Origin of the sequence: Micromonospora sp. NPDC049047, assembly GCF_040649135.1 — a bacterium.
Classification (GTDB): domain Bacteria; phylum Actinomycetota; class Actinomycetes; order Mycobacteriales; family Micromonosporaceae; genus Micromonospora.
In genome coordinates this window covers 336152-361941 of sequence record NZ_JBEZEY010000002.1, presented here as the reverse complement: position 1 = coordinate 361941, position 25790 = coordinate 336152, and the positions used below count along the sequence as shown (strand labels likewise).

Sequence of the window (25790 nt, the reverse complement as noted above, 5' to 3'; positions counted from 1 at the left end):
CCGTGACGGCCGACCACCTTCGGAGACGACCACCCGCGGGGAGTGCCACCCGCGCGGGGAAGGCCATTCGCGGGGAGAGCCACCACGGAGACGACCACCCGCGGGGAAGGCCACCCCGGAGACGGCCACCCGCGGGGAGGGCCACCGCGGGGAGGGCCACCCCGGGGAGGGCCACCCCGGGGAGGGCCACCCGCGGGGAGGGCCACCCCGGGGAGGGCCACCCCGGGGAGGGTCAGGATGTCGCGGGCCGGCGTCATGGGCTTCCTGGGCGGCGAGCCGCCTCCCGCCATGCGCGGACCAGCGCCGGTACGCCGGAGTAACGCTCGGCAGGGGCCGCCCTGGTCGCCCGGTCCACGACGCGACGCTTGTCGTCGTTGCCCCGCCAGCCCGCGGGCGAGTCAAGCAGGTGGCGCAGGGTGCGGCCGAGCAGGTGCACGGTGGTCCGCTCGTCGATCACCGCGCCCCGGACGAACTCCTCCGGCGCCATGTAGCGCCGCGAGCCGGGCAGCCGTTCGGCGTCGAGCACAAAGGGTCCGGGGCGGTACTCGTCCAGGTCGATCAACCGCATCCGTGCGGCGGAGAAGTCGTACAGGAAGCAGCCGTCGTAGAGGTCGACCGCGACGAGGCCGGCGGCGCTGACGGCGAGATGAGCGTCGAGGATCGCGTCGAGGGCCGCCTCGACCTGCGGCAACGGCAGTTGCTGGAACCGGGAGAGCCCGGTCCGGTCCGCACCATGCACGGTGGCGTGGTTCAACACGTCGCCGTCGTACCAGGGGTAGACGAGCGTTGGCCCGGCCGGTCCGTCGACCGTCCGGATTGGACGGACGATCGTGCGGTGGCTGACTGCGGCGTGCACCGCGCGGGCTCGGTCGAGGGAGGCTCTGCCCTCGGCCGTGATGGCCGTCTTGACGAGCCACCGCCGGCCCGCCTGCTCGACCCCGTAGGAGAGGCAGCCGGAGTCCTGTTCGTCGAAGACCACGAAGGCCGTCTCGATCGCCGGCACCGAAAACCGCTGAAATGACATCGACACCCCCGAGTCGGCGTCGTCCAAATGACGCGCAAAGTACCCCTTGTGTTACGAGCCTGTTTCCAAGATGACAGCCAGGTTACGAGTGCTTCTCGATGATCGGTGCCGAACCTAGGTTTCGGCCACCGTCATCAGTCGTGGCGGCCGGCACCGAACGTGGAGGCAACGACGTGCCACAACCGAACACACATCGGACCGGACGGGTCAGGCGCGGGGTCAGCATGCTGGCCGCCGTGGCACTGACCACGGCCGGCCTGACCAGCCTGCCCGGCAGCGCCACCGCGGCGCCGACAAGCAGTGGACCGACCGCCCGCTACCTGGTCCAGCTCGACGAGGAGCCGCTGGCCACGTACACCGGCGGGGTGCCCGGGATCGCGGCGACCAAGCCGACCGTCGGCGCCAAGCTGAACCGCACGTCGGGCAGCGCCAAGGCGTACCGCGACCACCTGCGGCAGCAGCGCACGTCAGTCTTGGACCGTGTCGGTGTGCCGGCCGACCGCACCCGCGTCACGATGGAGACCGCGTTCAACGGCTTCGCCGCCGACCTGACCGGGCCGCAGGCCGCCCGGCTGCGCGCCACCCGCGGGGTGCGGGCGGTCTACGAGAGCCACCAGGTGCACGCGACCACCTCACACACTCCGGACTACCTGGGCCTGACCGGCAAGGGTGGGGTGTGGCAGAACGAGTTCCGCGGCGACTCCCACGCGGGCGAGGGCGTCATCGTCGGGGTCATCGACAGTGGTTACTGGCCGGAGAGCGCGAGCTTCGCGCCGCTGCCCAGCCCGCGCCCGGACCAGGCAGTCATCGACGCCAAGTGGAAGGGCACCTGCGACGTCGGCATCGAAGCGCCGGTCACCTGCAACAACAAGGTGATCGGCGCCCGCTGGTACAACGACAGCGGCATCGCCGACACGTTCCCGGACGACTACTCCTCGCCGCGTGACCGCAACGGCCACGGCACCCACACCGCCAGCACCGCGGCCGGCCTGCACGGCGTCCGGGCGACCTCGGGCACCCAGGACCTGGGCCTGATCTCCGGAATGGCGCCGGCCGCGCGCCTGGCGATCTACAAGGCGCTGTACGACAACGGGGCGGGCGGCGCGACAGGTACCGACATCGACATCGTGCACGCCATCGACGACGCGGTCGCCGACGGCGTGGACGTGATCAACTATTCGATCGGTGACGACACCGAGCAGTTCGGGGCAGTCGACGCCACGTTCTTCAACGCCGCCGCCGCTGGGGTGTTCGTCGCCGCCGCCGCCGGCAACTCCGGCCCCTTCGCCAACACCGTCGACAACTCGACGCCGTGGCTTACCACTGTGGCCGCGAGCACCACCGACCGGCAGAACACCCGGCAGCTCAACCTCGGCGACGGCACCACGATCGCCGGTGTGGGCATGGGCGAGACCGGTGTCGGGCCGGCCCCGCTGGTCTTCGCGAAGGACAGCGCGCTCGACCCGGACGGGGCCTACGGCGCCGGCCTCTGCGCCGACGACACACTCGACCCCGCCAAGGTCAAGGGCGCTATCGTGCTCTGCCTGCGCGGCGAGATCCCGCGTACCGACAAGAGCATCGAGGTGGCCCGGGCCGGCGGCGTCGGCATGGTGCTGTACAACGAGGAGCTGAACTCCCTCAACGCCGACGTGCAGACCGTGCCGACAGTGCACATCAACGAGGTCGACCTGGCCACTGTCAGCGCGTACGTCGCGAAGGGCAACGCCACGGCGACCATCTCGCCAAGCAGGCTGGAGACCGTCGAGGCACCCGCGGTCGCCGCGTTCTCCTCGGCCGGCCCGTCCAACCTGAACGCCGGTGAGCTGCTCAAGCCGGACATCAGCGCGCCCGGCCAGGACATCGTCGCGGCGTTCTCGCCGTCCATCGGCGGCAACGACTTCGCCCTGGAGTCGGGCACCTCGATGGCCGCGCCACACATCGCCGGCATCGCCGCGCTGCTGCTGGCCAAGCACCCCGGCTGGTCGCCGGCGGCGGTCCGCTCGGCGCTCATGACAAGCGCCGTGGACAAGACCGACAAGGGCAACCCGATCAAGATCGGCACGTACGACGCCACCCCGCTGAACTACGGCGCCGGTCAGGTGAAGCCGGGCAGCGCCTTCGACCCGGGCCTGGTCTACGACTCCAACCAGCAGGACTGGATCAAGTACCTGTGCGGGGTGTCGGCCGACCGGGGCGGCGACTACGGGCTCGGTGACCTGGACGGCTGCGACACCATCGGCGCGATCGACACCGCGCAGCTCAACTACCCGTCGATCTCGCTGGGCCGGATGGTCGGCAAGCAGAGCGTGACCCGCACGGTCACCAACGTCAGCGACAAGACCAGCACCTACACGTCGTCGGTGCAGGCCCCGCCGGGCTACCAGGTCACTGTCACCCCGAAGAAGTTGCAGATCCGTCCGGGCCAGAGCGCCCGCTTCACCGTCGAGGTCACCAACACCGGCGGGGCGTTCGACACCTGGGCCGACGGCTCGCTGACCTGGCGCGACCAGTTCACGCACGAGGTACGCAGCCCACTGGTCGTGCGCAACTCGGGGCTGGTCGCGCCCGACGCCATCACCGGCACGGGCACCTCCGGCAGCGTCCGGATCGCCGCCGAGGTCGGTTACAAGGGTCAGCTGATCTCCCAGCTCTCCGGCCTGACCGCGGGCACCAGCACCGCGGTCACCCTGACGGGCGAGGGGCCGAGCTGGGACTGGAGCACGTCGAACAACCTGCCGGTGCCGCTGCCCGCGGCCATCAGCAAGACCACCCTGCACGTACCGGCCGGCACCCGCAGCCCGGAGATCCACGTGACATCGGCACGACCCACCTGCTCCCACATCGACTGGGAGGACGAGGAGGGCGTGATGGAGTGCACCGAGTTCAGCCTCAACGTCTACGACACGTCCGGGAAGTTCGTCACGGCCACGGCCAGCACCCGGATCGGCGCCAAGGTCAGCCTGCCGGACGGCGCCGGCGACTACATAGTGGTCGTCGAGCAGGAGTTCACCGAGAACATCAAGGACGAAGCCAACGCGTACACCATCACCAGCTACCTGCCGGGAGCGCCGGGCACCTCGACCGGCCGGTTCACCATCGACCCGAAGCAGCGCAGCGTGCAGCCGGGCGCGACGGCGAACCTGACAGTGCGCTGGTCCGGCCTCGCGGCGGGTCAGCGCTACGTCGGGCTGGTCGAGTTCCGCAACGGTGACGGCTCGCTGAAGACCGTGCCGGTCACCATCCAGTCCTGACCCTCTCCCCCAACCCGGCGGATCGGCGTGTGACCCAGGTCACCGCCGGTCCGCCGGCCCATTGTCCCGCCGGACGGAGGTGATCTGCTCGCCCCACGGTGATCGACGGCGGCGAGGACACGACACGGGGCGGCGGGAGCCCAACTCCCGTCCGCCCCGAACGTCTGCGTGGACCCGTGGAGTTCGTCGGACGAGCGGCGGAGTTGGCCCAGTTGCGTCGGCTCGCCGCAGCCCCACCGTGCCTGATCCTGCTGGAGGGCGAGCCCGGGATCGGCAAGAGCCGCCTGGTCACCGAGTTGCTCACCGAACTTCCCGGTCACCACCTGGTCGGCGAGTGCGACGACGTGCCGGAGCCCTTCCCGCTCGGCGTACTGCTCGACGCGATCCGGGGCAGCGCCAACCGACTCGGCACCCTCAGCCCGGTGGCTGGCGCCCTCGCGCCGCTGCTGCCCGAACTGGCCGACGTGCTGCCCGACCCGCCACCCCCGCTTACCGACCCGGCAGCCGAGCGGCACCGGCTGCTCCGAGCCGTCGGGGCGGTGCTCGCCGCGTTGAGCCCCGCCACGCTGCTCCTTGAGGACCTGCACTGGGCCGACCCGGCGACCTGTGAATTCCTCGCCTACCTGAGCACCCACCCGGTCGACGGGTTGGCGGTCGTGCTGACCACCCGCACGGTGACGGCCGGCGGCAGCACCCCGATCCACGACGCCCTGGCCCGAACTCCACCGTGGAGCGTCACGCGGGTCGCGCTCGGTCCGCTGGACACCAGCGACGTACGCCGGCTCGCCGCCCGGACCCTGCGGCTCGACGACCCGCCGCAACAGTTGGTCGCCACCCTGCTCGACCGCACCGCCGGCATCCCGTTCGTCGTCGAGGAGGTACTGCGGACGCTCGCGGAGCGGGGCGGCGACCCGTTGGCGGACGACAGCGTCCCGTTCGTCCTGCGGGACGTGCTGCTCTGGCGGTTGCGGGCGCTCGACGAGGCGACCCGGGAGGTGCTCGGCGCCGCCGCCGTACTCGGGTTGGCACCGGACCAGCGCATCCTCGCCGCGGTGCTCAGCCTGGACCGGGTGGCGGTCGGCACGGCACTGACCGCGGCCCACCGGGCCGGCCTGCTGCACGACGCCGGGGACGGCCTGCGGTTCCGCCACGACCTGGCCCGGCAGGTGGTGTACGACCTGGTGCCCCGGGAGAGCCGGGAGTGGCTGCACCTACGCGTCGCCCGGGTGCTGGAGCAGGAGTTGCCCCGGCCGGTCGCCCAACTCGCGCACCACTACCGTCGGGCCGGCAGCGGCGCGGACTTCGTCCGCAACGCCGAGGCGGCCGCCGACCTGGCCACCGAGCGTGGCGACGACGCGACAGCCGCCAGCTTCCTGCTCCAGACCATGGACGTCGCCGAACTGCCTCGACCCGTACGGGTACGGCTCGCCGCCAAGCTGGGCCGGTATGCCATCGACGGGCTCAGCCAGGCCGAGGCGATCCCGGTGCTGGAGCGGCTGCTCGCCGACCGACGCCTGCCGCCCGGAGCCCGCGGTGAGCTGGGTCTGGTCCTCGGCCGGATGCTGCGTCAGCAGGGTGAGGCGCTGCGCGGGTACACCGAGATCGAACGGGCCGTGCCGTACCTGCGCGCACCCCGACGCAAGGCGCCGGCACTCGCGGTGTTGGCGGCCCCCGACACCGTCGTCGGCCGGCACGTCGACGACCACCTGGCCCGCTGCGCGGAGGCGGAGAGCGCCGCTGCGGCCAGCGGGGACCCGGGGGCGCACCTCGCGGTCCGGATCGCCCGGGCCTCGCTGCTGCTGGAGCTGGGCGACCCGGCCGCCTGGGCGATCATCGGGGAGTTGCGGGCCTCCGCCGAGTTGGCCGACCGGCCGCGGGAGCACGCTCGGGCCTGCCTGAACTGGGCGCAGGGCGCGTTGCACGCCGGCCACCCGGAGCAGGCCGAGGCGCTCCTGGCGGCGGGTCGGACGCTCGTCGACGAGACCGGGTACGAGCGACTGACCGCCCTGGTGGATGCGACCGAGCTGTCGCTTGACCGGGCCGCCGGCCGGCTGGACGGTCTCGTCGAGCGGCTCACCCGTCTTGTCGCAGGCGCGGCGCGGATGCCGGTCACCCTGCTCGACGCGCGGGCCGAACTGGCCACCGTGCTGGCCCGCACCGCGAACAAGGACGACGAGGAACGGCGGGCGGAAGAGGCGCTGCGGGAGGTGGTGGCCGACGCTCGGCGGGTCGGCGCGATCTGGCCGCTGGTGCAGGCGCTCTCGGCGCTGGCCCGGCTGACCCTGGCCGGACGGCCGGGCGAGGCGGTCGGGCATGCGACGGAGGCGCTGTCGCTGGTCCGCGGCAAGGGCATCCTGGCGTGGGCCGCCGAGGCGGTGCTGGTGCTGGCGGAGGCTGCCGCCACGGCGGGGGCACCGGAGTGGGCCGCGGCGGCGGTGACCGAACTGGAGGCCGGGATCGCCGGCCGGGACGCCCCACTCGCCGTGGCCACCCTGCGTCGGTGCCGCGAAATCCTGCCGGCCTGAGGCCGGTCCGGCCGGCTGTCGGGCCCGCCGCAGGGTGGTGGGGCTCCGGCCTCAGTCGCGGGTCAACACGATGAGGTCGGCGTCGTGGGTCGGACTCCACTGCACCGGCAGGCCCACCGTGGCGAGGTGGCTGCCGGAGTAGTGGCGGTCGCCGTGGGAGTAACGAGCCGCCGGGTCGAGGCCGCGCAGCGGCAGCCGCACCGGGCGCGACGGCAGCAGGCCGGTGCCGTCGAGCCGGCCGGTGTGCCAGGCCAGGACGACCACCCGACGCTGGTCCGGGGCGGTGTACTGCACCGCGCAGCGGGCCTGGTCGGGGCCACCGATCAGGTGCACCTCGCCGTGAGTGACGACGTCCCGGATCTCCTTGTAGCGGGCGATCCAGCCGGCCGCCTCGACCCGCTCCGCAGGGGTCCACGCGCGGATGTCCGCGCCGATGCCGAGCACACCTGCCATCGCGAGGACGAACCGGAACGCCAGCGAGCGGGGGCGCGTGTCGAACAGGCCGGGGGCATCGGTGACCCAGGAGCTGAGCAGGTGCGGGGCGTTGGCGTGCAGGAAGCCGTACTGGATGGCCAGCCGGTCGAGTGGGCCGGTGTTGTCGCTGGGCCAGAAGACGTCGGCGCGGGCGGCCATCGCCAGGTCGGTCCGCGCGCCACCGCCGGCGCAGGCCTCGATCAGCACGCCGGGGTGGTCCCGGCGCAGCTGCTCGTAGATCCGGTGCAGGTTGGCGACGTGCGCACCGTCCAGGTCGAGCGGTGCGACCCCACCGGGCCGACCCGGCTCGGTACGCGGCCGGTTGAAGTCCCACTTCAGGTAGTCGATGTCGTACCGGCGCAGCAGGCCGTCCACTGTGGCGTGCACGAACTCGGCGACCTCCGGCCGGCCCAGGTCGAGCAGGTACTGGTTGCGCACCGGGGTGAGCGGTCGGCCGTCGACGGCGTAGACCCAGTCCGGGTGCTCGGCATAGAGGGTCGACTTGGGGTTGACGCACTCCGGCTCGACCCAGAGCCCGAAGTTCAGCCCGAGCGCGCGGACGTCGGCGATGAACGCGTCGAACCCGGCCGGGAACTTCGCCGGATCGGGCGTCCAGTCACCCAGCCCGGCGGTGTCGTCGTTACGGCCGACGAACCAGCCGTCGTCCACCACGAACGTCTCCACGCCCAACTCGGCGGCGACCCGGGCGAGCGCGAGCTGGCTCTGTGCCTCGACCGCGAAGTAGGTGGCCTCCCACGAGTTGTAGAGCACCGGGCGCGGGGTGAGCCGGTCGGCGGCCAACAACCGCTGGTGGGTGTGCCAGACCCGGGCCAGCCCGTCCAGGCCGTCCGGGCTGTACGCGCCGGTGACCACCGGCAGGGTCAGCGACTCACCGGGGGCCAGGTCAAGCGGGCCGTCGACCAACTGCCGGCCGGCCCGGACCCGGGTCAGCCCACCGGTGTCCCGCTCCGCGCTGATCTCCCACGAGCCGGTCCAGGCCAACCCCATCCCCCAGGCCGCGCCGGCCGGGTCCGCGGTGTCCCGCACGGCCAGCCAGGGCACGTGCAGATGCCCGGGTACGCCCTGGGAGCTGCCGATGCTGAACGTGCCGTGATCCAGCTCGACGTGGGCGAGTTGGAACTCCTGCGCCCACTGCCCCCACTGGTGGCTGAGCAGCGCGCCGTGCGGGGTCGGCACGTTGAACCCGCCCGAGACGGCCCGGAGCACCCGCAGTACGCCGGTGCCGTCGTTTGTCAGCTCCACCCAGCGCTGCACCACGTCGGTGCCGGCCGGCACCCGGTAGCGCACCGTGGCGCGCAGCCCGGTCACCGGGTCGGCGAGGTCGACGGCCAGCTCCCGCTGGTCGGCGTCGACCCGCTCACCGGTGTGGGCGAAGCCGACCCGGCGCTGCCCGTTGGCGGTCTCCACCACCAGGTCGGCGCCGGTGAACGGGCGGTCGGCGTCGGTGGCGTACTCGATGGGGGCGGCGTCGCCGGCGGTGAGGAACGGCACCGGGCCGTCGTAGGCCACCGGCGACGGCCCGTCCGAGACGCCGTGCGGGCCCCACGCGACAAGCTCCAGCCAGCGACCGTGCGCGGGCACTGTCACCGTGTACTCGGTGTTCGTGCCGCGCAGCGTCCAGCGCTGCCCGGTCGCGGCGGTCACTTGACCGCTCCGAGCGCCAGACCGGACACGAAGTGCCGCTGGAAGCGCAGGAAGACCGCGACAGTGGGGACGGCCGCGATGACAGTGCCGGCGGCGATGACGTTCCAGGACGAGACGAACTGCCCCTGCAGGGCGAGCAGCGCCGGAGTGACGGGCATGTTGTCGTCGGTACGCAGCACGGTGATCGCCCAGAGCAGGTCGTTGAAGATCCAGGTGAAGGACAACGCACCGAGGGCGGCGAGCGCGGGGCGGGTCAGCGGCAGCATCACCTTCGTGAAGATCTGCGCTGTGCCGGCGCCGTCGATGGTGGCCGCCTCCTGGATCTCGTTCGGCAGGTCCCGCATGAAGCCGTGCAGGACGAAGGTGTAGAAACCCAGCCCGAAGCCGACCTGCACCGTAATCAGCGCCCAGAGCGTGTCGTACATGCCGGTCAGCTCGCTGAACTTGGCCACCGGGATGAGCAGGATCTGTGGTGGCAGCAGGTTGCCGGCGAGCATCAGCAGCAGGATGGTGCGTCGGCCGGGGATCCGGAACCGGCTCAGCGCGAACGCGGCCATCGCGGCCAGCCCGAGGCTCAACGCCACCGACGGGATGGTGACGAGCATGCTGTTGATCAGGGCGCGCAGCTCACCGCCGTCGGTCCACGCCTGCCGGTACGTGTCCAGTGTGAACGACCGGGGCAGGCTGCCCACCCCGTGCGCGGCGATGTCGTCGAACGACCGGGTGGACATCACCACCACCCAGAGCACCGGCCCGAGCCAGAGCACTGACAGCAGGATCATGCCGGTGTGGAAGGCCCCGGTACGGAGCTTGTTCATCAGGCTTCCTCCCGGAACGCGCGGACCAGGTAGCCGAGGATGACGGCCAGCGCGAGCACGAAGATCACGACGGCGATCGCTGAGGCGTAGCCCAGCCGCAGGCTCTGGAACGCTGTCGAGTACATGTAGGTGCTGAGCAGCTCCGACGAGTGGTACGGGCCGCCCTTGGTGAGCGACCAGACGATGTCGAAGGAGCGCAGCGAGTCGATGACGATGACCGACAACACGACGGCGTTGACCCCCTTGAGCTGGGGAATGGTGACGTGCCGCAGCCGTTGCCAGGAGTTGGCGCCGTCCATCCGGGCCGCCTCGTGCAGCGCCGGGTCGATGGCCTTCAGGCCGGCCAGGAACAGCACCATCACGTAGCCGATCTGCCGCCACAGGGCGGGCAGGATCACCGCGTACAGGGCGGTCTGCGGGTCCGCGAGCCAGGGCCGGATCAGGCTCTCCAGGCCGACCGCCCGCAGCAACGTGTCGGCGATGCCGTCGGGCTGGTAGAACACCCGCCAGACCAGCGCCGTCACCACGAGCGAGAACACCACAGGGGTGAACAGCGCGGCCCGGTAGAAGCCGACCCCGCGCCGCTCCTTCTGCAGGACCAGCGCCATCCCGAAGCCGCCGAGCACGGAGAGGCCACCGAAGAGCACCAGCCAGATCACCGTGTTGACGAGCGCACCGCGGAAGGTGGCGTCACCGGCCAGCTCGACGTAGTTGTCGGTGCCGACGAAGGCCGGCGACGACATGCCGTCCCAGCGGGTGAGCGAGAACCAGAAACCCTGCAGCGCCGGCCAGAACACCCAGATGCTCTCGACCGCGAACGGCACCAGGACGAACGCCACAAGCAGCGGCGACAGTCGAGCCGACCGTCGCCGCCGCGTGGGGGTGACCGAAGTCGTGGAGATCGTTGCTGTCACGTCAGCCCTTGAAGACCTTCTCGGCGCCGGCCTGCCACTCCCGCAGGATCGCGTCGATCTGGTCCGGCTTGTCGATGAACTTGGTGAGCGCGGTGTCCGCGGTCGGCTGGAGTGCGTCGCTGGAGTCGCGGTTGAAGAACTGGGTCAGCTCCTTGGCCTCGTCCAGCATCGCCTTGCCCTTGGCGACAAGCGGCGAGTCGGACGCCTTGGCCTTCGGGTTGGCCGGCAGCACGATGCCGGAGCTGGCCTTGACGTACGCCTCCTGCGCCTCGACCCCGGCCAGGTAGGTGAGCAGGGCCTTGGTGCCGGTCGGGTTGGCGGTCTTCGCGCTGGCGAAGAAGCCGTCCGTCGGCGCCTCCTCGGCCAGCGGGACCGCCGGGTCGATGATCGGGAACCGGAAGAAGTCCAGGTCACCGAGGGCGTCCTTGGGCGCGGCGTCGGCGAAGAACGTGCCGATCAGGAACATGCCGGTCTTGCCGGCCAGCAACGCGGTGGTGGCCTCCTGGAACGGGTACGCCTTGCCCTTCGGGTCGAAGTAGGGCAGGGCCTCGCGCCAGCGGGTGAAGACCGCCTTGACCTTCGGGTCGTCGAAGCGCTGCTTGCCGGCGAGCAGCTCGCGGTGGAACGGCGCGCCGTTGATCCGGATGTTGAGGTAGTCGAACCAGGCCGAGGCGATCCACGGGGTGTCGCCGAGACCGATGCCGATCGGCGGGATGCCCTTGCTCTTCAGCGTCTCGCACAGCGCCAGGAAGTCGGTCCAGGTCTTCGGCTCCTGCACGCCCCACTTGGCGAAGTTGGACTTGCGGTAGAAAAAGCCCCACCAGTAGTTGTTCATCGGCACGAAGACCTGCTTGCCGCTGGTATCGGTGGAGAGCGTGCGCAGCGACTGCGGGTAGTCGCCGAGCGACTTCCACACGTCGGAGACGTCGAGCAGCAGGTTCTTGCTGGCGTAGTCGTTGGCGACCGAGCCCGCGTACCAGGTGTAGAGGTCCGGTGGGTTGGCCGAGGTCAGGTAGGTCGGGAGCTGGGTCCGGAAGGTCTCCGAGGCGATCGTGTTGAGGCTCGCCGTGCCCTTGCCCTGCGCGTTGAACGTCTCGATCAGCTTCTCCATCGCGACCTTGGCCTGCGGCGAGGAGAGGTTGGACTGGATGGTGACCGCGCCTGAGCCGCCGCCCGTCGTCGGCCCGCTTGCGGAGCTGGCGCACGCGCTGAGGAACGAGCTGGCGCCGAGTGCACCCAGGCCGGCCAGCCCTAGGTGACCAAGGAATCGCCGGCGACCGGGGTCGAAGTCGCTCACGGAGGTATCCCTTCCTCTACGACACGCAGCGTCACCGCGCAGTGTGTCGTCCATGTGAATGCTGTGCCGAGAAGGTTGCATCGGACGTCGCCGACTGTCAAGATATCTTCGTAATTAATGATTAGATGAGATCAAGGCGAAGGTCAGGTGGATCAGCTTATGCGTCGGCTTGAAGGCAGAAACGCGCTGGTCACCGGTGCAATGGGCGGGATCGGCGCCGCCACGGCCCGGCGGCTCGCCGCCGAGGGCGCAGCGGTCGCGCTCCTCGATGTGCACGACCCGACCCCGCTGGCCGACGAACTGAAAGCTCACGGCGCACAAGCACTGTCCGTAGTGGCAGACGTCAGCGACGAGAGCGACTGGGCGGCTGCGGTGTCGGCCGCCCGCGACCGTCTCGGTCCGATCGACATCCTGGTGAGCACCGCGTACGCCGTGCGGGTCGCCCCGGCCCACGAGACCAGTCGACAGTCCTGGGACCAGCAACTCGGCGTCAGCCTCACCGGCTCCTTCCTCGGCGTCCGCGCCTGCCTCGACGACCTGCGGGCCCGCTCCGGCGCGGTGGTGCTGATCTCCTCCGTACACGCGCTCGTCGGGTTGCCCGGCCGCCCCGCCTACGCCGCGGCCAAGGGCGGCCTGGTCGCGCTCGGCCGCCAACTCGCCGTGGAGTACGGCCCGCAGGTGCGGGTCAACACGGTGCTGCCCGGCCCGATCCTCACCGCCGCCTGGGCCGACGTGTCCGAAGAGGACCGCGAGCGTAGCGTCGCCGAGACGGTGGCGAAACGCTTCGGCACCCCGGACGAGGTGGCCGCGACCGTCGCCTTCCTCGCCTCGCCGGACGCCGCCTACATCACCGGCGCGAGCCTGGTGGTGGACGGTGGCTGGACAGCGGTGAAAGCCTCGGCCTGAGAGATCGATCCGACAAGCGAAAAGGCCACGAGCATTGGCACAGTACGCACGCCGCGGCGTCCACGGGCAGACCGTCGAAGCGATCGCCCGACGCATCCTCACCGGTGAGATCCCTGCCGACGCGACACTGAACATCGTCGCCCTGCAGGAGGAGTTCGACGTCAGCCTGACCGCGCTCCGCGAGGCGCTGAAGGTCCTCTCCGCCAAGGGCCTCGTCGACGCCCGGCAGAAGCGCGGCACCTTCGTCCGACCCCGCGCCGACTGGAACCTGCTCGACGGCGACGTGATCCGCTGGCAGTTCGCCGAGGGCCCCGACGAACGACTGCTCGAAAAGCTGCACGAGGTGCGCGCGATCATCGAACCGGCCGCCGCCCGGCTGGCCGCCACCCGGGCGACCGAGGACGACCTGGCCGCCCTGGACCGGGCACTCGACGAGATGGCCGAGGCCAACGGTGACCCGGCCGCCGCCGTCGCCGCCGACCTCGCCTTCCACCGCGCGCTGCTCACCGCCACGCACAACGAGCTGCTGGAACGGATGGAGGTGGTGATGGAGACCGGGCTCGCCGAACGGGACCGCCTGGTGCACGGCGGCGCCGCGCACGACGATCCGGTGCCCAGCCACCGGGCCGTCGTCGACGCGCTGCGCGAGCGGAACGAGACAGCGGCCGAGACCGCCATGCGTGAGTTGCTGGACAAGGCCGTCCGCGACGTCGAGAAGGCACGGGGACGAAGGGGCAGTCAGTGAAGATCGAGCGCATCGAGACCTTCCTGGTCGCGCCACGGTGGTTGTTCTGCCGGGTGGAGACCGACGACGGGCTGGTCGGCTGGGGTGAACCGGTGGTGGAGGGGCGCGCCGAGGTGGTGCGCAGTGCCGTCGAGGTGCTCGCCGAATACCTGATCGGCGCCGATCCGCTGCGCATCGAGCAGCACTGGCAGGTGCTCACCAAGGGCGGCTTCTACCGGGGCGGCCCGATCCTCTCCAGCGCGGTCGCCGGCCTCGACCAGGCACTCTGGGACATCGCCGGGCAGGCGTACGGCGCACCTGTGCATGCGCTGCTCGGCGGACCGGTACGCGACAAGGTGCGGATCTACTCCTGGATCGGCGGGGACGAGCCCGACGAGGTAGCCGACGCCGCCGCCGCGCAGGTCGCCGCCGGGCTCACCGGGGTGAAGATGAACGCCTGCGGACGGCTCTCCCCCATCCCCACCTCCGCCGAGCTGGACGAGATCGTCGGTCGGGTCGCCGCCGCCCGCGAGGTCCTCGGCCCCGACCGGGACATCGCACTCGACTTCCACGGCCGGGCCGGGCTGGCCGCGGTCCGCCGGATCCTGCCCGAACTGACCGCCCTGCACCCGTTCTTCGTGGAGGAGCCGGTCCTGCCCGACCAGGCCCACCACCTGCGCGACATCGTCGCCAGCACACCGATCCCGGTGGCCACCGGGGAACGGCTCTACGGCCGCGGCGAGTTCCTCGGCCCGTTGCAGGCCGGAGTCGCAGTGGTGCAGCCGGACCTGTCGCACGCCGGCGGGATCTCCGAGGTCCGCCGGATCGCCGCGCTGGCCGAGACGTACGGCGCGCTGCTCGCCCCGCACTGCCCGCTCGGCCCGATCTCGCTGGCAGCCAGCCTCCAGGTGGCCTTCGCGACGCCGAACTTCCTGATCCAGGAGCAGAGCATCGGCATCCACTACAACGTGGGTTCCGAGTTGCTCGACTACCTGGTCGACCCGGAGCCGTTCCGGTTCGTGGACGGGCACATCGCCCGCCTCGACCGGCCCGGCCTGGGCATCACGGTGGACGAGACGGCCGTCCGCAAGGCCGCCCAGACACCGCACACCTGGCGCAACCCGGTCTGGCAGCACGCCGACGGATCGTTCGCGGAATGGTGACCGGCGCGACGCAGGTCCCGCTGCGCGTGGAGTACGACGCGGCGCACGGCGGCCGGTGGACCAGCCTGCGCGGCGGCGGGCGACAGTGGCTGTGGCGGGGCCCGCAGCAGGGCCGCCACGGGGTACGCCCCGACGACGCGTTCGTCGACGCCGGTGGCCTGGAGGAGTGCCTGCCCACGGTGCGCGGCGAGCCCGACCACGGCGAGGTGTGGTCACGCCCCTGGCGCAGCGCCGGGCCCGGCACTCTGGTCATCCAGCGCCCGACGTTCGTGCTGACCCGCCGGATCACCGACTCCGGCGGCGTGGTGGTGGCCGACTACCGGCTGGCCGCCGACCCCGGTCACCGGTTCGTCTGGGCCGCGCACGCCCTGCTCGGCCTCTCCCCCGAGGCCCGCCTCGACGCGCCCGCCGGCACGCCGACCCGGCTGCACCCGGAGGCCGCCGCGCTCCTGCCGCCGGGCACCTGGCCCACCGACGCCCCCTGGCTCACCGGGGCGTGGCCGGCCCCCGCCGGGCTGACGCTCGACACGTTCGGCCCGGACGACGGCACCGCGCTCGGCGCGGTACTGCTCGATTGCCCCCGCGTCCAGGTGGTCGACGAGTCCGACCGGCTGACAGTGGAGCTGGAGTGCGACGGCCAGCCCCGCAGCACCGCGCTCTGGCGCAACCTGGGCGGCTGGCCGGAGGACTGCCCCTACCGCAGCATCGGCGTCGAACCGATGCTCGGCGCGGCCTTCGACCTGGCCGACGCCGGCCCCGCCGACGCGGCGGTCGTACCCGCCACCGGTGAGGTCACCTGGCGACTCACCATCTCCGCCCACCGCACCCACTGAGGACACCCGCGATGAACCTGCTCGACGAGCTGCGTACCCACCGGTTGCTGGCCATCGTGCGCGGCCCGGACCCGGCCGCCGCGCTCGCCGCCGTACTCACCCTTGCCGAGAGCGGCGTCGCACTGGTCGAGGTCTCGCTCACCAGCGCCGACGCGCTCGACGTCATCCGACGTGCCCGGGCCGCCCTCGGGCCGGACTACGGCCTGGGAGCGGGCACCGTGCTCAGCGCCGAGGACGCCCGCGCGGCGGCCGACGCGGGCGCCGGTTTCCTGGTCACCCCGGCGCTCGCGCCGAGCCTCGCCGAGGGTGGCCGGCTCGGGTTGCCGGTCCTCGCCGGTGCGCTCACCCCCACCGAGATGGTGCAGGCCATCAGCGGCGGGGCCGCCGCGATCAAGCTCTTCCCGGCCTCCCTCGGTGGGCCCGACTATCTGGGCGCGCTGCGCGACCCGTTCCCCGGCACCGCGTTCGTACCGGTCGGCGGGGTCGACGCGGCCGGCGCGCGACACTACCTGGACCGGGGCGCGATCGCGGTGGGCGTCGGCTCCCCGCTGCTCGGTGACGCCGTCCGGGGCGGCGACCTGTCGGCGCTACGTGAGCGCGCTGCGACATTCCGCACGGCGGTCCAGCGGTGATCGACCTGCTCACGCTCGGCGAGACGATGGCGGCCTTCCGCAGCAGCGGCCCGCTGCGGCTGGGCGGCACCGCCGGGATCTCCGTCGCCGGGGCCGAGTCGACTGTGGCGATCGGCCTGGCCCGGCTCGGTCACCGGGCCGCCTGGATCGGGGTCACCGGCGCCGACGAGCCCGGTGCGCTGGTCCGCCGTACGCTGCACGCCGAGGGCGTCGACCTGACCTGGTCCCGGATCGACCCGAGTGCGCCCACCGGGCTGATCCTCTTCGAGAACCGGGTCGCCGACATCAATCGGGTGACCTACCACCGCGCGGGTTCCGCCGGCTCCCGGCTCGGCCCGGCCGATGTGACCCGGGCCTTCGACGCACCTGGGTCGCCGCCCCGGCTGCTGCACGTCACAGGCATTACCTGCGCGCTCGGCGTCGAGCCGTACCAGTCGGTGCTGGCGGCCGTGCGCCGGGCCCGCGCGGCCGGCAGCACCGTCTGCCTCGACGTCAACCACCGGCAGCGGCTCTGGTCGGTCACCGAGGCCGCCGCCGCGCTGCGACCGCTGGTGCCCTCGATCGATCTGGTGGTCGCCTCCGACGACGAGTTGGCAGTGCTCACCGACGCCGCCGACCCGGTCGCGGCGCTGCTCTCGGCAGGGGTGACCGAGGTGGTCGTCAAGCACGGTGCCGGCGGGGCGAGCAGCCACCGGGCGACCGGCACGGTGCACCGTCCAGCCAGGACGGTGCCGGTGGTGGACACCGTCGGCGCCGGCGACGCGTTCGTGGCCGGACTGCTCTCCGGTTGGCTCGACGGCGTCGACGCGCCAGCCCGGCTGGACCGCGCGGTCACCACCGGCGCGTTCGCGGTGGCCACCCGAGGCGACTGGGAGGGCCTGCCCGAGCGGGCCGAGCTGACGCTGCTGGACCACGAGCCGGGCGGTACGGTCCGCTGACCGGGCAGTGGGCAGTCACAGCGGCGGGCCGCCCGCCGATCGTGCGACCGCCCACCGCCGCCCCCGCAGATCGTTTGGAGGAACACCATGGAGCTGACCGAACCGACAGTCTGGAGCACCGACCGGCTGGAGCTGGGCGAAGGACTGCGCTGGGTCGACGGGCGCCTGATCCTCGTCGACCTGCTGGCCGGACGGCTACTGGAAACCGACGGCGACGCCCCGGCCCCGCTGCGGGAGCTGCGCCGTCTCGACGTGCCGCTCGGCGCGGTCGCGCCGGTGGCCGGCCGACCCGGTGACTGGCTCGCCGCCGCCGGGACCGGCATCACCCTGCTGCCCGCGGGCGGCGACCCCCGACCGGTCGCCGACCTGGTCGGTGCCGCAGCCGAGCCGACCCGGATGAACGACGCGGTCGCCGACCCGCACGGCCGCTTCTGGGCCGGCAGCATGACGTACGCCGCGGTCCCCGGCGAGGGCGCGCTCTACCGGCTCACCCCGGGCGCGGCACCGGTGTCCGCGGTGACCGGGCTGACCATCCCGAACGGGCCGGCGTTCGACGCCACCGGCACCACCATGTACCTGGCCGACACGCCGCGTGGCGCGATCGACAGGTTCACCGTCGACCCGGCCACCGGTGACCTGCACGATCGGGAGCCGTTCCTGCGTCTCACCCCCGACGACGGCGGTCCGGACGGAATGACAGTCGACGCGGAGGGCCACCTCTGGGTGGCGTTCTGGGGCGGCTCGGCGGTTCGTCGCTACCGGCCCGACGGCACAGTGGACCGGGAGATCCGGCTGCCGGCGAAGCAGCCCGCCGGCATCTGCCTGGGCGGCCCCGACCTGCGCCGGCTCTTCATCGGCACCGCCCGGGTGGGGCTGACCACGCCCGGCCCGGCGGACGGAGCACTGCTCGCGGTGGACGTCCCGGTACCCGGCCTACCCGCCGCCGGGGCCGCCGCACCGGTGGCCTGAGGCAACCCGAACGGTTCGCCGCCCCGACCTCGCTGGCCGCCTCCCGACGATGCTTCCTGCCCGCGGTGAGGCATACCGGACGCCCGGGCGGGAATAGCGGCACCGGAGTGGGACAACCGGCAGGAGGCGGATGGTGAGCACCATGGGACGGGCGTCATGAGCGGGCCGGTCGGCGACGAGCCGGTCGGCGAGTTGGAGTTGGTGCACACCTTCACCGGCCCGATGCCGACCGGGGTGAGCGTCTCGCACTCCGGTCGAATCTTCGTCAACTTCCCGAAATGGGGCGACGAGGTACCGGCCACCGTCGTCGAGCTGCGCGACGGCCGGGAGATGCCCTACCCCGACCAGGCGTGGAACGACCCGTCGGGCGACGACGACGCGGGCGCGTTCATCTCGGTGCAGAGCATCGTGGTGGATCCGGCCGACCGGCTCTGGGTGCTGGACACCGGCAGCCCCATGTTCCAGCCCACCAAGCCGGGCGGCCCGAAGCTGGTCCGGGTCGACCTGGAGACCGACACTGTCGCCCAGGTGATCACCTTCCCGGCGGACGTGGCGCTGCCGACGACGTACCTCAACGACGTCCGCTTCGACCTGCGTCGCGGTGAGGCGGGGGTCGCGTACATCACCGATTCGGCTCTCTCCGGGCCGAACGGGATCATCGTGGTGGACCTGGCCAGCGGGGCGTCCTGGCGGCGGCTGCACGACCACCCGTCCACCAAGGCGGAGCCGTTGACGTCGTTCCGGCCGGTGGTCGAGGGTCGACCGTTCCTCGAACGGCCGGCGGACGGGCCGCCGAAGCCGGTGGCGATGGGCTCCGACGGCATCGCGATCTCCGCCGACGGCAGCCGGCTCTACTACTGCCCGTTGACGTCCCGACGCTGGTACAGCGTCTCCACCGAGGCGTTGGCCGACCCGGGCGTCACCCAGGAGGCGGCCGCCGCGACGGTGGTGGACGAGGGCGACAAGGGCACCGCGTCGGACGGGTTGGAGAGCGACGACGCGGGCCGGTTGTACATCACGTCGTACGAACACAACGCGGTGCTGCGCCGACTGCCGGACGGCGAGTACGAGACGCTGGTCCACGATCCGCGCCTGCTCTGGCCGGACACCATGTCGGTGGCCACCGACGGGTACCTCTACGTCACCGCCAACCAACTGCACCGGCAACCGCAGTACCAGGGGGGCCAGGACCTGCGGCGCAAGCCGTACGCGCTGTTCCGCACCCGCATCGACGCCGGCCCGGTGCTGCTGCGCCGCTGACATGGATCTGGCGATCATGGAGTTGTGGTGCCCGGTTAGGAATGCTTTTGAGTGTTTTGTTGCCCACCACAACTCCATGATCGGCAAAGCAGGCGCTCAGCTGACGGGCAGGGTGCGGTCCAGGAGGTCGAACAGGGCGGCCCAGTGACGCTCGGTGGCCTTCTCGTCGTATGCCGGGGTGTCGGCCATGGTGAAACCGTGGTGGGCGCCCTCGTACACCTCGGAGCGGTAGCGCACCCCGGCGGCGTCGAGCGCCTTCTCCAGCGTGGCGATCTGCTCGGACGTCATCGACTGGTCGGCGTCGGCGTGCCCGAAGTACAGCTCGCCGGTGATCGAGCCGACGCCCAGGTGCGGGCTGTCCGGCGCGTCGGTGACGAGCCAGCCGCCGTGGAAGCTCGCCAGCGCGGCGATCCGGTCCGGGTACGCCTCGATGGCCCGCAGCCCGTTCGTGCCGCCCATGCAGTAACCGGTGATCGCGACCGGGCCCGGCCGGACGTCGTCGCGGGCCGCCAGGAAGTCGAGGTAGGCGGCGGTGTCCCGGTTGATCACGTCGGGGGTCAACACGCCGACCAACGGCATGATTTTCTCGAAGAGCGCGGCGCGCTGGTCGGCCTCGCCGAGTCGGGACAGGTCGAACAGTGGTGCCCGGCCGGCCCGGTAGAACAGGTGGGGAGTCAGCACCAGGTAGCCGCGCTCGGCGATCCGCTCCGCCATCTCCACCAGGCGCGGGCGCGGCCCGAAGGCGTCCATGAAGAGCAGCACCGCCGGGAACGGCCCGTCGCCGTCCGGTCGGGTCAGTGACGCGTCAGCGATCCCGTCGTCGGTCGGAATGTCTACCGTCGTCGTCTGCACCACGCCTCCTCGTACGCCGATCTTGGTCTGTCCCGAACGTTACTCGCCGTGTCGGCGGGCCCGGCCGGCAGCCGCGTGAACGCGGCGTCAAAAATCGGCGACGGCCTGTCGGAACGGCGTATCGGCGGGCGCTCCGGCGTCGTCCGGTGGTCACGATCGGTCAGGCGCGGACGAAGCGCACCGCGTCGGCTATGACGTGGCCGTCGGTGTCCTCGGTACGGATCAACACGCTCCCCTCGGTGCCCGCCGTGAACGGGTAGGTGCCCAACGCCACCCACTGGCCCCCGGACTGCCGCTGGTCGACGGTCCGGGTGGCCAGCCCGCCGGAGTACGCGATGTCCACCGGCACGTTGCTCGCCCGGTTGGGGTCCGCGGTCCAGCGCAGCTGCACGGTCCACGACCCGGAGGCAGGCAGTGTCGGGCGGAACCGCAGCCGGTTGACGCCCTTTGCGGTGTTGCCGTCGTGCTCGTAGTCCGGGCCGTGGTAGCCACCGATGCTGGTGCTGCGCAGCCACGTCCCGGCCCGGGTGATCCCGTTGGCCGCCGCGTTGTCCAGGATCACCTCGCTGGTCGAGCCCCATTCCAGTACCGCGCCGTCCTGCCGCAGCCGGGCCTGGAGGGTGGACACGGGCACCTCCTGCACGGCGAGGTTCCCGGCGAGGGCCAGCGACGCGGCGGTGGCCGCCGCCTGCCCGAGGATCATGAACACCGGTTCCATCCGGATCGAGCCGTACGCGATGTGACTCGCCGAGAGGCAGACCGGCACCAGCAGGTTGGCGCACTGCGTCTGGTGCGGGACGATCGCCCGGTAGCTGACCGGGTACGGCTGCGGCACCCCGATCTGCACGTCCCCCTCGTTGCGCACCTTCCCGTCGACGACCACCCGTTGACAGTTGTGCGAGTCCATCGTGTAGCTGGCCAGCCCCACCGAGTCGGCGGCCCGTACCCGGCCCCGGCAGTCGGCCTCGGTCACCACGTACGCGGACACCATCCGGCGGGCCTCCCGGATGTAGAGCAACGGCGGCCAACCACCGGTGCTGGTGAACTCGTCGACCGGCAGCCCCCACCGGGCGGTCGAGTCACGCACCGACGCCGGCAGCCGGGGATCGTTGGCCAGGAACCACATCAGCCCCTGCTGGTACGTGCGGTGCTCGGCGAGGATGCTCTCCCGTACCGCCCAACTCGCCGTCGGGTACGCGTGGTTGAAGCCGATGTGGTCGGTGGAGACCGCGCCGTTGTTGTTGGAGTCGGTCTTGCCGCCGCCGATCGAGTGGGTGGTGAAGTACGGCCCCGGGTAACCGGCCTGGATGTGGCGTAGCAACAGCTCGTACCGGATCGGGTCGTAGCCGGACGGCCTGCCGAACGGGATCCGGTTGGCCGCCTGGGTGAGGCACATCCGGAAGCAGTACGCCTGGATCCGGTCGTCGGCGCTGCCGCGCGGGGCGAGTGGCGTGGCGGAGATGCCCGGCAGCAGGCCGCTGGCGGGCGAGCCGGCCGTCACGTACGGGTCGACGGGGTAGACGAACTGGTGGGTGTTGCCGGACTGCACCCCGTTTATCGTCTCGCCGTAGGTGTCGTTGGACTCCCGCCCGACGGTGAACCCGACACCGGCCATGGCCAGCAGGTCGCCCTCGTAGCTGGCGTCGACGAACACCCCGCCGGAGTAGATCGAGCCGTCCTCGGTGCGCAGCTCGGTGATCCGGTTGCCGCTGCGGCCGAGGCCGGACAGCCGCGCGCCGACGACCACGGGGACGCCCGCCTCGGCGAGCATCTCGGCGAAGACGGCTGCGGCGACGTGCGGTTCGAAGGTCATCCGCAGCGGCGAGGTAGGCGTGAGGGTCCCGCCGTGGTACTTCACGTACACCCGGCGGTAGAACTCGGCGGCGAGACCTCCGATGGACGCCTGGACGCCGGTGTCGGTGGCGCCCAGCCCGGCGGTGCTCAGCCCGCCGACGTGGCTGGTGGGCTCCACCACCACTGCGGTGCGGCCGAGCCGGCGCATGGTGATCGCGGCGGCCAGCCCGCCGGAGGTGGCGCCGTAGACGACCAGGTCGGCGGTGGTGACGGCGGCCCGGGCGGGGCCGGCGCGGAACGGGTCGGTGAGACCGGCCAGGACGAGGCCGGCACCGCCGGCGGTCAACAGGCGGCGGCGGGACAGGGGCACTGACACGGCGGGCTCCATCAGGGGTAACCGGAGGGGGACGGTTACAGAAGCACGCCGCTGCCGCTGCGAGCGAAATTCTTCAATGTTCGCTGGCGGGTGTCAACGGGTCAGGGGCGGTAGCGGTAGCCCATTCCCGGCTCGGTGATGAGGTGCCGGGGGCGGGCCGGGTCGTCCTCCAGCTTGCGGCGCAGCTGGGCCAGGTACTGCCGCAGGTAGTTCGTCTCGTTCTGGTATTCCGGCCCCCACACGTCCTGCAGGAGCTGACGCTGGCTGACCAGCTTGCCGGGGTGGCGGAGCAGCTTCTCCAGCACGCTCCACTGGATCGGGGTCAGCTTGACCTCGGTGCCGTCGTCGCGCCGCACACTGTGGTCGGCCAGGTCGACTGTGTGCTTGCCGATCCGCAGCGCCGGCACCGCCTCGGTGGGGCCGCCGAGGCGGCGGGTGACGGCGCGGATGCGGGCCAGCAGCTCCTCCACTCCGAACGGCTTGGTGACGTAGTCGTCCGCGCCCGCGTCGAGCGCGGCGACCTTGTCCTCGCTGCCGGCCCGGCCGGAGAGCACGATGATCGGCACGCTGGTCCAGCCGCGCAGACCACGGATCACCTCCACCCCGTCGATGTCGGGCAGGCCGAGGTCGAGGACCACCAGGTCGGGCGGGTGACTGGCGGCGGCCTTCAACGCGGCGGCCCCGGTGTCGGCGACGTCCACGTCGTAGCGGCGGGCGCGCAGGTTGATCCGCAGGGCGCGCAGGATCTGCGGTTCGTCGTCGACGACCAGGATGCGGGTCATTCCTGCGGCCCCTCCGAGCTGGTCTGTGCGGCGGCCGGCAGCCGCAACACCATGGTGAGCCCACCGCCGGGGGTGGTCTCCGGGGTGATGCTGCCACCCATCGCCTCGGCCAACCCCCGGGACAGGGCGAGTCCGAGACCGACGCCTGTCTGGTTGTCCCGGTCGCCGAGGCGTTGGAACGGCAGGAAGACGTGCTCCCACTGGTCCTCCGGGATGCCCGGCCCCCTGTCGATCACCCGTAGCTCCACCTGCCCGGCGTGCGCACTGGCGGTGATCGTCGGCGGCTGGTCCGGCGGGCTGTAGCGCAGCGCGTTGGCGACGATGTTGACAAGCACCCGTTCCAGTAGGCCCGGGTCGGCGGTGGCGGCCGGCAGGTCGGCCGGGATGTCCGTGCCGACGGTCGCGGCCGCCGGGCCGAGTTCGTCAAGCGCCAGGGGTACGGCGTCCTCCAGGCCGATCACTGTCGTCGAGATGCCGAGCACGCCGGCCTGGAGGCGGCTCATGTCCAGCAGGTTGCCGACCAGCCGGGCGAGCCGGTCCAGCGACTCCTCGGCGGTCTCCAGCAGCTCCTCGCGGTCGGCCTCGTCGAACTCGATGTCGGGGCTGCGCAGGCTGGTCACCGCCGCCTTCGCCGACGCCAGTGGCGTACGCAGGTCGTGGCTGACCGCGGCGAGCAGCGCGGTGCGCATCCGGTCGGCGGCGGCGAGCGGCCGGGCGGTGGCGGCCTCCTCGGCGAGCCGTTCCTGGCGCAGCGCCACGGCGGCCTGGGCGGCGAACGCCTCGACGATCCGCCGGTCGGCGGCCTCCAGCCGTCGGCCGCTGAGCACGACGGTGATCCGCTCGTCGACGGGTACCGCCGTCTCACCGCCGTCGGGTGTGCAGGCGGGCTGGTCGCCGACGCTTGCCACCACGCACCAGGCGCGCTCCTCCCGGGCCCGGTCAGGACGACCGCCGGCCTCCTCGGCCAGCTCCAGCACGCTCACCGCGCGCAGCCCGAAGGTCTCCCGGAGCTGGTCCAGCAGGGCCGGCAGAGGGCGTTCGCCGCGCAGTACGCCACCGGCGACGGCGGCGAGGGTCTGCGCGTCGGCGGCGGCGCGCGCGGCCTCCCGGGTCCGCCGGGCCGCGACGTCCACGATCCAGCTCACCGCGAGGGCCACGCCGACGAAGACGGCCAGGGCGAGCAGGTTGTCGGCCTCGGCGATGGTGAGCGTCCGGTACGGCGGGGTGAAGAACCAGTTGAGCAGCAGCGAACCGCCGAGCGCGGCGACAAGCGCCGGCCACACCCCGCCGACGAGCGCGACCCCGACGACCCCGGCGAGGAACAGCAGGATGTCGTTGGTGAGGGTCAGGTCGGGCAGGGCCTTCAGCAGCAGTGTGAGCAGCGGCATCCCGAGCACGGCCAGAGCGAAGCCGAGCAGCCGTCGCCGCCGGGACAGCGCCGCCGGCACCGCCGCCGCCCGGCGGCCCTTGCCGGCCTGCTTGTGGGTGACCAGGTGGACGTCGATCGAGCCGGAGAGCGCCGTGGTGGTCACCCCGACACCCCGGGCGAAGATCTGCGCGAGGCGACCCCGGCGACTGGCCCCGAGCACCAACTGGGTGGCGTTCACGCCCTGGGCGAAGTCGAGCAGCGCGGCCGGCACGTCGGTGCCGAGCACCTGGTGGTACGTGCCACCCAGGCTCTCGACGAGGACCCGCTGGCGGGCCAGTTGGGCCGGGTCCGCGCCGGCCAGGCCGTCGCTGCGGGCCACGTGCACGGCGAGCAGGTCGGCGCCCTTGCTGCGGGCCGCGACCCGGGCCGCCCGGCGGATCAACGTCTCACCCTCCGGGCCGCCGGTCAGGGCCACGACGACGCGTTCCCGGGCCTCCCAGGTGGCGGCGATGCCCTGCTGGCTGCGGTAGCGGTCGAGCTGCTCGTCGACCTTGTCGGCCAGCCAGAGCAGCGCCAGCTCGCGCAGCGCGGTGAGGTTGCCGACCCGGAAGTAGTTGCCCAACGCGGCGTCGATCTTGTCTGGCCGGTAGATGTTGCCGTGCGCCATCCGCCGGCGCAGCGCCTCCGGGGTCATGTCGACAAGCTCGACCTGCTCGGCGGCGCGGACGATCTCGTCGGGCACGGTCTCCCGCTGGGTGGTGCCGGTGATCTGGGCGACGACGTCGTTCACCGACTCCAGGTGCTGCACGTTGACGGTGGACAGCACGTCGATCCCCGCGTCGAGCAGCTCCTGGACGTCCTGCCAACGCTTGTCGTGCCGGGAGCCGGGCACGTTGGTGTGTGCCAGTTCGTCCACGATCGCGATCTCGGGGTGGCGGGCCAGCACCGCGTCCAGGTCCATCTCGGTGAACTCGGCGCCCCGGTAGGTGAGCGTGCGGCGGGGCACCTGTTCCAGGTCGCCCAGCATGGCGGCGGTGTGCTGGCGGCCGTGGGTCTCCACGAAGCCGATCACCACGTCGGTGCCGCGCGCGGCCCGCCGTTGGGCCTCCTCCAACATGGCGTACGTCTTGCCGACGCCGGGGGCGGCCCCGAGATAGATGCGCAGTTCTCCGCGTGGCACGGGACCATCCTCCCTGCTCAGATCGGCGGGCGGGGCCGTGCCCG

At 72.1% G+C, this 25790-nt stretch carries 19 protein-coding genes; 10 read left to right on the top strand and 9 right to left on the bottom strand.

Annotated features, from left to right (window positions below; all coding sequences use genetic code 11):
* Nucleotides 1–253 precede the first annotated feature (253 nt).
* A complete protein-coding gene (locus AB0B86_RS04660; RefSeq protein ID WP_357402594.1) occupies nt 254–1024 on the bottom strand; it encodes a serine/threonine protein kinase in 771 nt (256 codons plus the stop codon).
* Nucleotides 1025–1260: 236 nt separating this feature from the next.
* On the opposite strand from AB0B86_RS04660, the gene AB0B86_RS04655 reads away from it, so the two are divergent.
* Nucleotides 1261–4275 (top strand): S8 family serine peptidase, encoded by a 3015-nt coding sequence (locus AB0B86_RS04655; protein ID WP_357402596.1) that lies wholly within the window; start codon nt 1261–1263, stop codon nt 4273–4275.
* Nucleotides 4276–4451: 176 nt separating this feature from the next.
* Entirely contained in the window at nt 4452–6800 is a 2349-nt protein-coding gene (locus AB0B86_RS04650) for an AAA family ATPase (protein WP_357415266.1), read from the top strand.
* Nucleotides 6801–6851: 51 nt separating this feature from the next.
* Here the strand turns inward: AB0B86_RS04650 and AB0B86_RS04645 are convergent, their stop codons facing one another.
* The 4 genes from AB0B86_RS04645 to AB0B86_RS04630 are packed head-to-tail and all read right to left on the bottom strand — an operon-like array spanning nt 6852 to nt 11968.
* Nucleotides 6852–8939 carry an alpha-galactosidase gene (locus AB0B86_RS04645; protein WP_357415264.1) on the bottom strand — a complete coding sequence of 696 codons (2088 nt, stop codon included), beginning with the start codon at nt 8937–8939 and terminating at the stop codon, nt 6852–6854.
* Nucleotides 8936–9757: a carbohydrate ABC transporter permease gene (locus AB0B86_RS04640; RefSeq protein ID WP_357415262.1), complete on the bottom strand. Its 822-nt coding sequence runs from the start codon at nt 9755–9757 to the stop codon at nt 8936–8938. Before AB0B86_RS04640 ends, AB0B86_RS04645 begins: the two co-directional genes overlap by 4 nt.
* Nucleotides 9757–10671 carry a sugar ABC transporter permease gene (locus AB0B86_RS04635; RefSeq protein WP_357402603.1) on the bottom strand — a complete coding sequence of 305 codons (915 nt, stop codon included), beginning with the start codon at nt 10669–10671 and terminating at the stop codon, nt 9757–9759. The genes AB0B86_RS04640 and AB0B86_RS04635 overlap by 1 nt, the downstream gene beginning before the upstream one ends.
* Nucleotide 10672: 1 nt before the next feature.
* Nucleotides 10673–11968, bottom strand: a complete 1296-nt coding sequence (locus AB0B86_RS04630; protein ID WP_357402605.1) for an extracellular solute-binding protein — start codon at nt 11966–11968, stop codon at nt 10673–10675.
* Nucleotides 11969–12127: 159 nt separating this feature from the next.
* On the opposite strand from AB0B86_RS04630, the gene AB0B86_RS04625 reads away from it, so the two are divergent.
* The 8 genes from AB0B86_RS04625 to AB0B86_RS04590 all read left to right on the top strand — a co-directional run bounded on the left by AB0B86_RS04625 (nt 12128) and on the right by AB0B86_RS04590 (nt 19393).
* The gene (locus AB0B86_RS04625) at nt 12128–12874 is read left to right on the top strand and encodes an SDR family oxidoreductase (protein ID WP_357402607.1); all 747 of its coding nucleotides are present in this window, start codon (nt 12128–12130) and stop codon (nt 12872–12874) included.
* 34 nt (nt 12875–12908) lie between these two features.
* The gene (locus tag AB0B86_RS04620; RefSeq protein ID WP_357402609.1) at nt 12909–13619 is read left to right on the top strand and encodes an FCD domain-containing protein; all 711 of its coding nucleotides are present in this window, start codon (nt 12909–12911) and stop codon (nt 13617–13619) included.
* Nucleotides 13616–14761, top strand: coding sequence for a galactonate dehydratase (dgoD, locus tag AB0B86_RS04615; protein WP_357402611.1), 1146 nt, complete (start codon nt 13616–13618; stop codon nt 14759–14761). Before AB0B86_RS04620 ends, dgoD begins: the two co-directional genes overlap by 4 nt.
* Entirely contained in the window at nt 14755–15594 is an 840-nt protein-coding gene (locus AB0B86_RS04610) for a hypothetical protein (RefSeq protein WP_357415257.1), read from the top strand. The genes dgoD and AB0B86_RS04610 overlap by 7 nt, the downstream gene beginning before the upstream one ends.
* 11 nt (nt 15595–15605) lie before the next feature.
* The gene (locus AB0B86_RS04605) at nt 15606–16226 is read left to right on the top strand and encodes a bifunctional 4-hydroxy-2-oxoglutarate aldolase/2-dehydro-3-deoxy-phosphogluconate aldolase (protein ID WP_357402615.1); all 621 of its coding nucleotides are present in this window, start codon (nt 15606–15608) and stop codon (nt 16224–16226) included.
* A complete protein-coding gene (locus AB0B86_RS04600) occupies nt 16223–17164 on the top strand; it encodes a sugar kinase (RefSeq protein ID WP_357415255.1) in 942 nt (313 codons plus the stop codon). Before AB0B86_RS04605 ends, AB0B86_RS04600 begins: the two co-directional genes overlap by 4 nt.
* 87 nt (nt 17165–17251) lie before the next feature.
* Nucleotides 17252–18133, top strand: coding sequence for an SMP-30/gluconolactonase/LRE family protein (locus tag AB0B86_RS04595; protein WP_357415253.1), 882 nt, complete (start codon nt 17252–17254; stop codon nt 18131–18133).
* A 156-nt stretch (nt 18134–18289) separates the two neighbouring features.
* Nucleotides 18290–19393 (top strand): L-dopachrome tautomerase-related protein, encoded by a 1104-nt coding sequence (locus AB0B86_RS04590; RefSeq protein ID WP_357415250.1) that lies wholly within the window; start codon nt 18290–18292, stop codon nt 19391–19393.
* Nucleotides 19394–19489: 96 nt separating this feature from the next.
* Here AB0B86_RS04590 and AB0B86_RS04585 read toward each other — a convergent pair whose 3' ends face one another.
* The 4 genes from AB0B86_RS04585 to AB0B86_RS04570 all read right to left on the bottom strand — a co-directional run bounded on the left by AB0B86_RS04585 (nt 19490) and on the right by AB0B86_RS04570 (nt 25746).
* Complete coding sequence (locus AB0B86_RS04585; RefSeq protein WP_357415247.1) at nt 19490–20245, bottom strand: dienelactone hydrolase family protein; 756 nt, start codon at nt 20243–20245, stop codon at nt 19490–19492.
* 160 nt (nt 20246–20405) lie between these two features.
* Complete coding sequence (locus AB0B86_RS04580; protein ID WP_357415246.1) at nt 20406–22415, bottom strand: FAD-dependent oxidoreductase; 2010 nt, start codon at nt 22413–22415, stop codon at nt 20406–20408.
* A 101-nt stretch (nt 22416–22516) separates the two neighbouring features.
* Nucleotides 22517–23197, bottom strand: coding sequence for a response regulator (locus AB0B86_RS04575; protein ID WP_357402627.1), 681 nt, complete (start codon nt 23195–23197; stop codon nt 22517–22519).
* Entirely contained in the window at nt 23194–25746 is a 2553-nt protein-coding gene (locus tag AB0B86_RS04570) for a DUF4118 domain-containing protein (protein ID WP_357402629.1), read from the bottom strand. The genes AB0B86_RS04575 and AB0B86_RS04570 overlap by 4 nt, the downstream gene beginning before the upstream one ends.
* Nucleotides 25747–25790 lie beyond the last annotated feature (44 nt).

Coding starts and splice junctions, on each gene's coding strand:
- AB0B86_RS04590 (WP_357415250.1), top strand. CDS start 18,290: ATGAGCGGGCCGGTCGGCGACGAGCCGGTCGGCGAGTTGGAGTTGGTG.
- AB0B86_RS04640 (WP_357415262.1), bottom strand. CDS start 9,757: ATGAACAAGCTCCGTACCGGGGCCTTCCACACCGGCATGATCCTGCTG.
- AB0B86_RS04595 (WP_357415253.1), top strand. CDS start 17,252: ATGGAGCTGACCGAACCGACAGTCTGGAGCACCGACCGGCTGGAGCTG.
- AB0B86_RS04660 (WP_357402594.1), bottom strand. CDS start 1,024: ATGTCATTTCAGCGGTTTTCGGTGCCGGCGATCGAGACGGCCTTCGTG.
- AB0B86_RS04605 (WP_357402615.1), top strand. CDS start 15,606: ATGAACCTGCTCGACGAGCTGCGTACCCACCGGTTGCTGGCCATCGTG.
- AB0B86_RS04610 (WP_357415257.1), top strand. CDS start 14,755: ATGGTGACCGGCGCGACGCAGGTCCCGCTGCGCGTGGAGTACGACGCG.
- AB0B86_RS04625 (WP_357402607.1), top strand. CDS start 12,128: ATGCGTCGGCTTGAAGGCAGAAACGCGCTGGTCACCGGTGCAATGGGC.
- AB0B86_RS04575 (WP_357402627.1), bottom strand. CDS start 23,197: ATGACCCGCATCCTGGTCGTCGACGACGAACCGCAGATCCTGCGCGCC.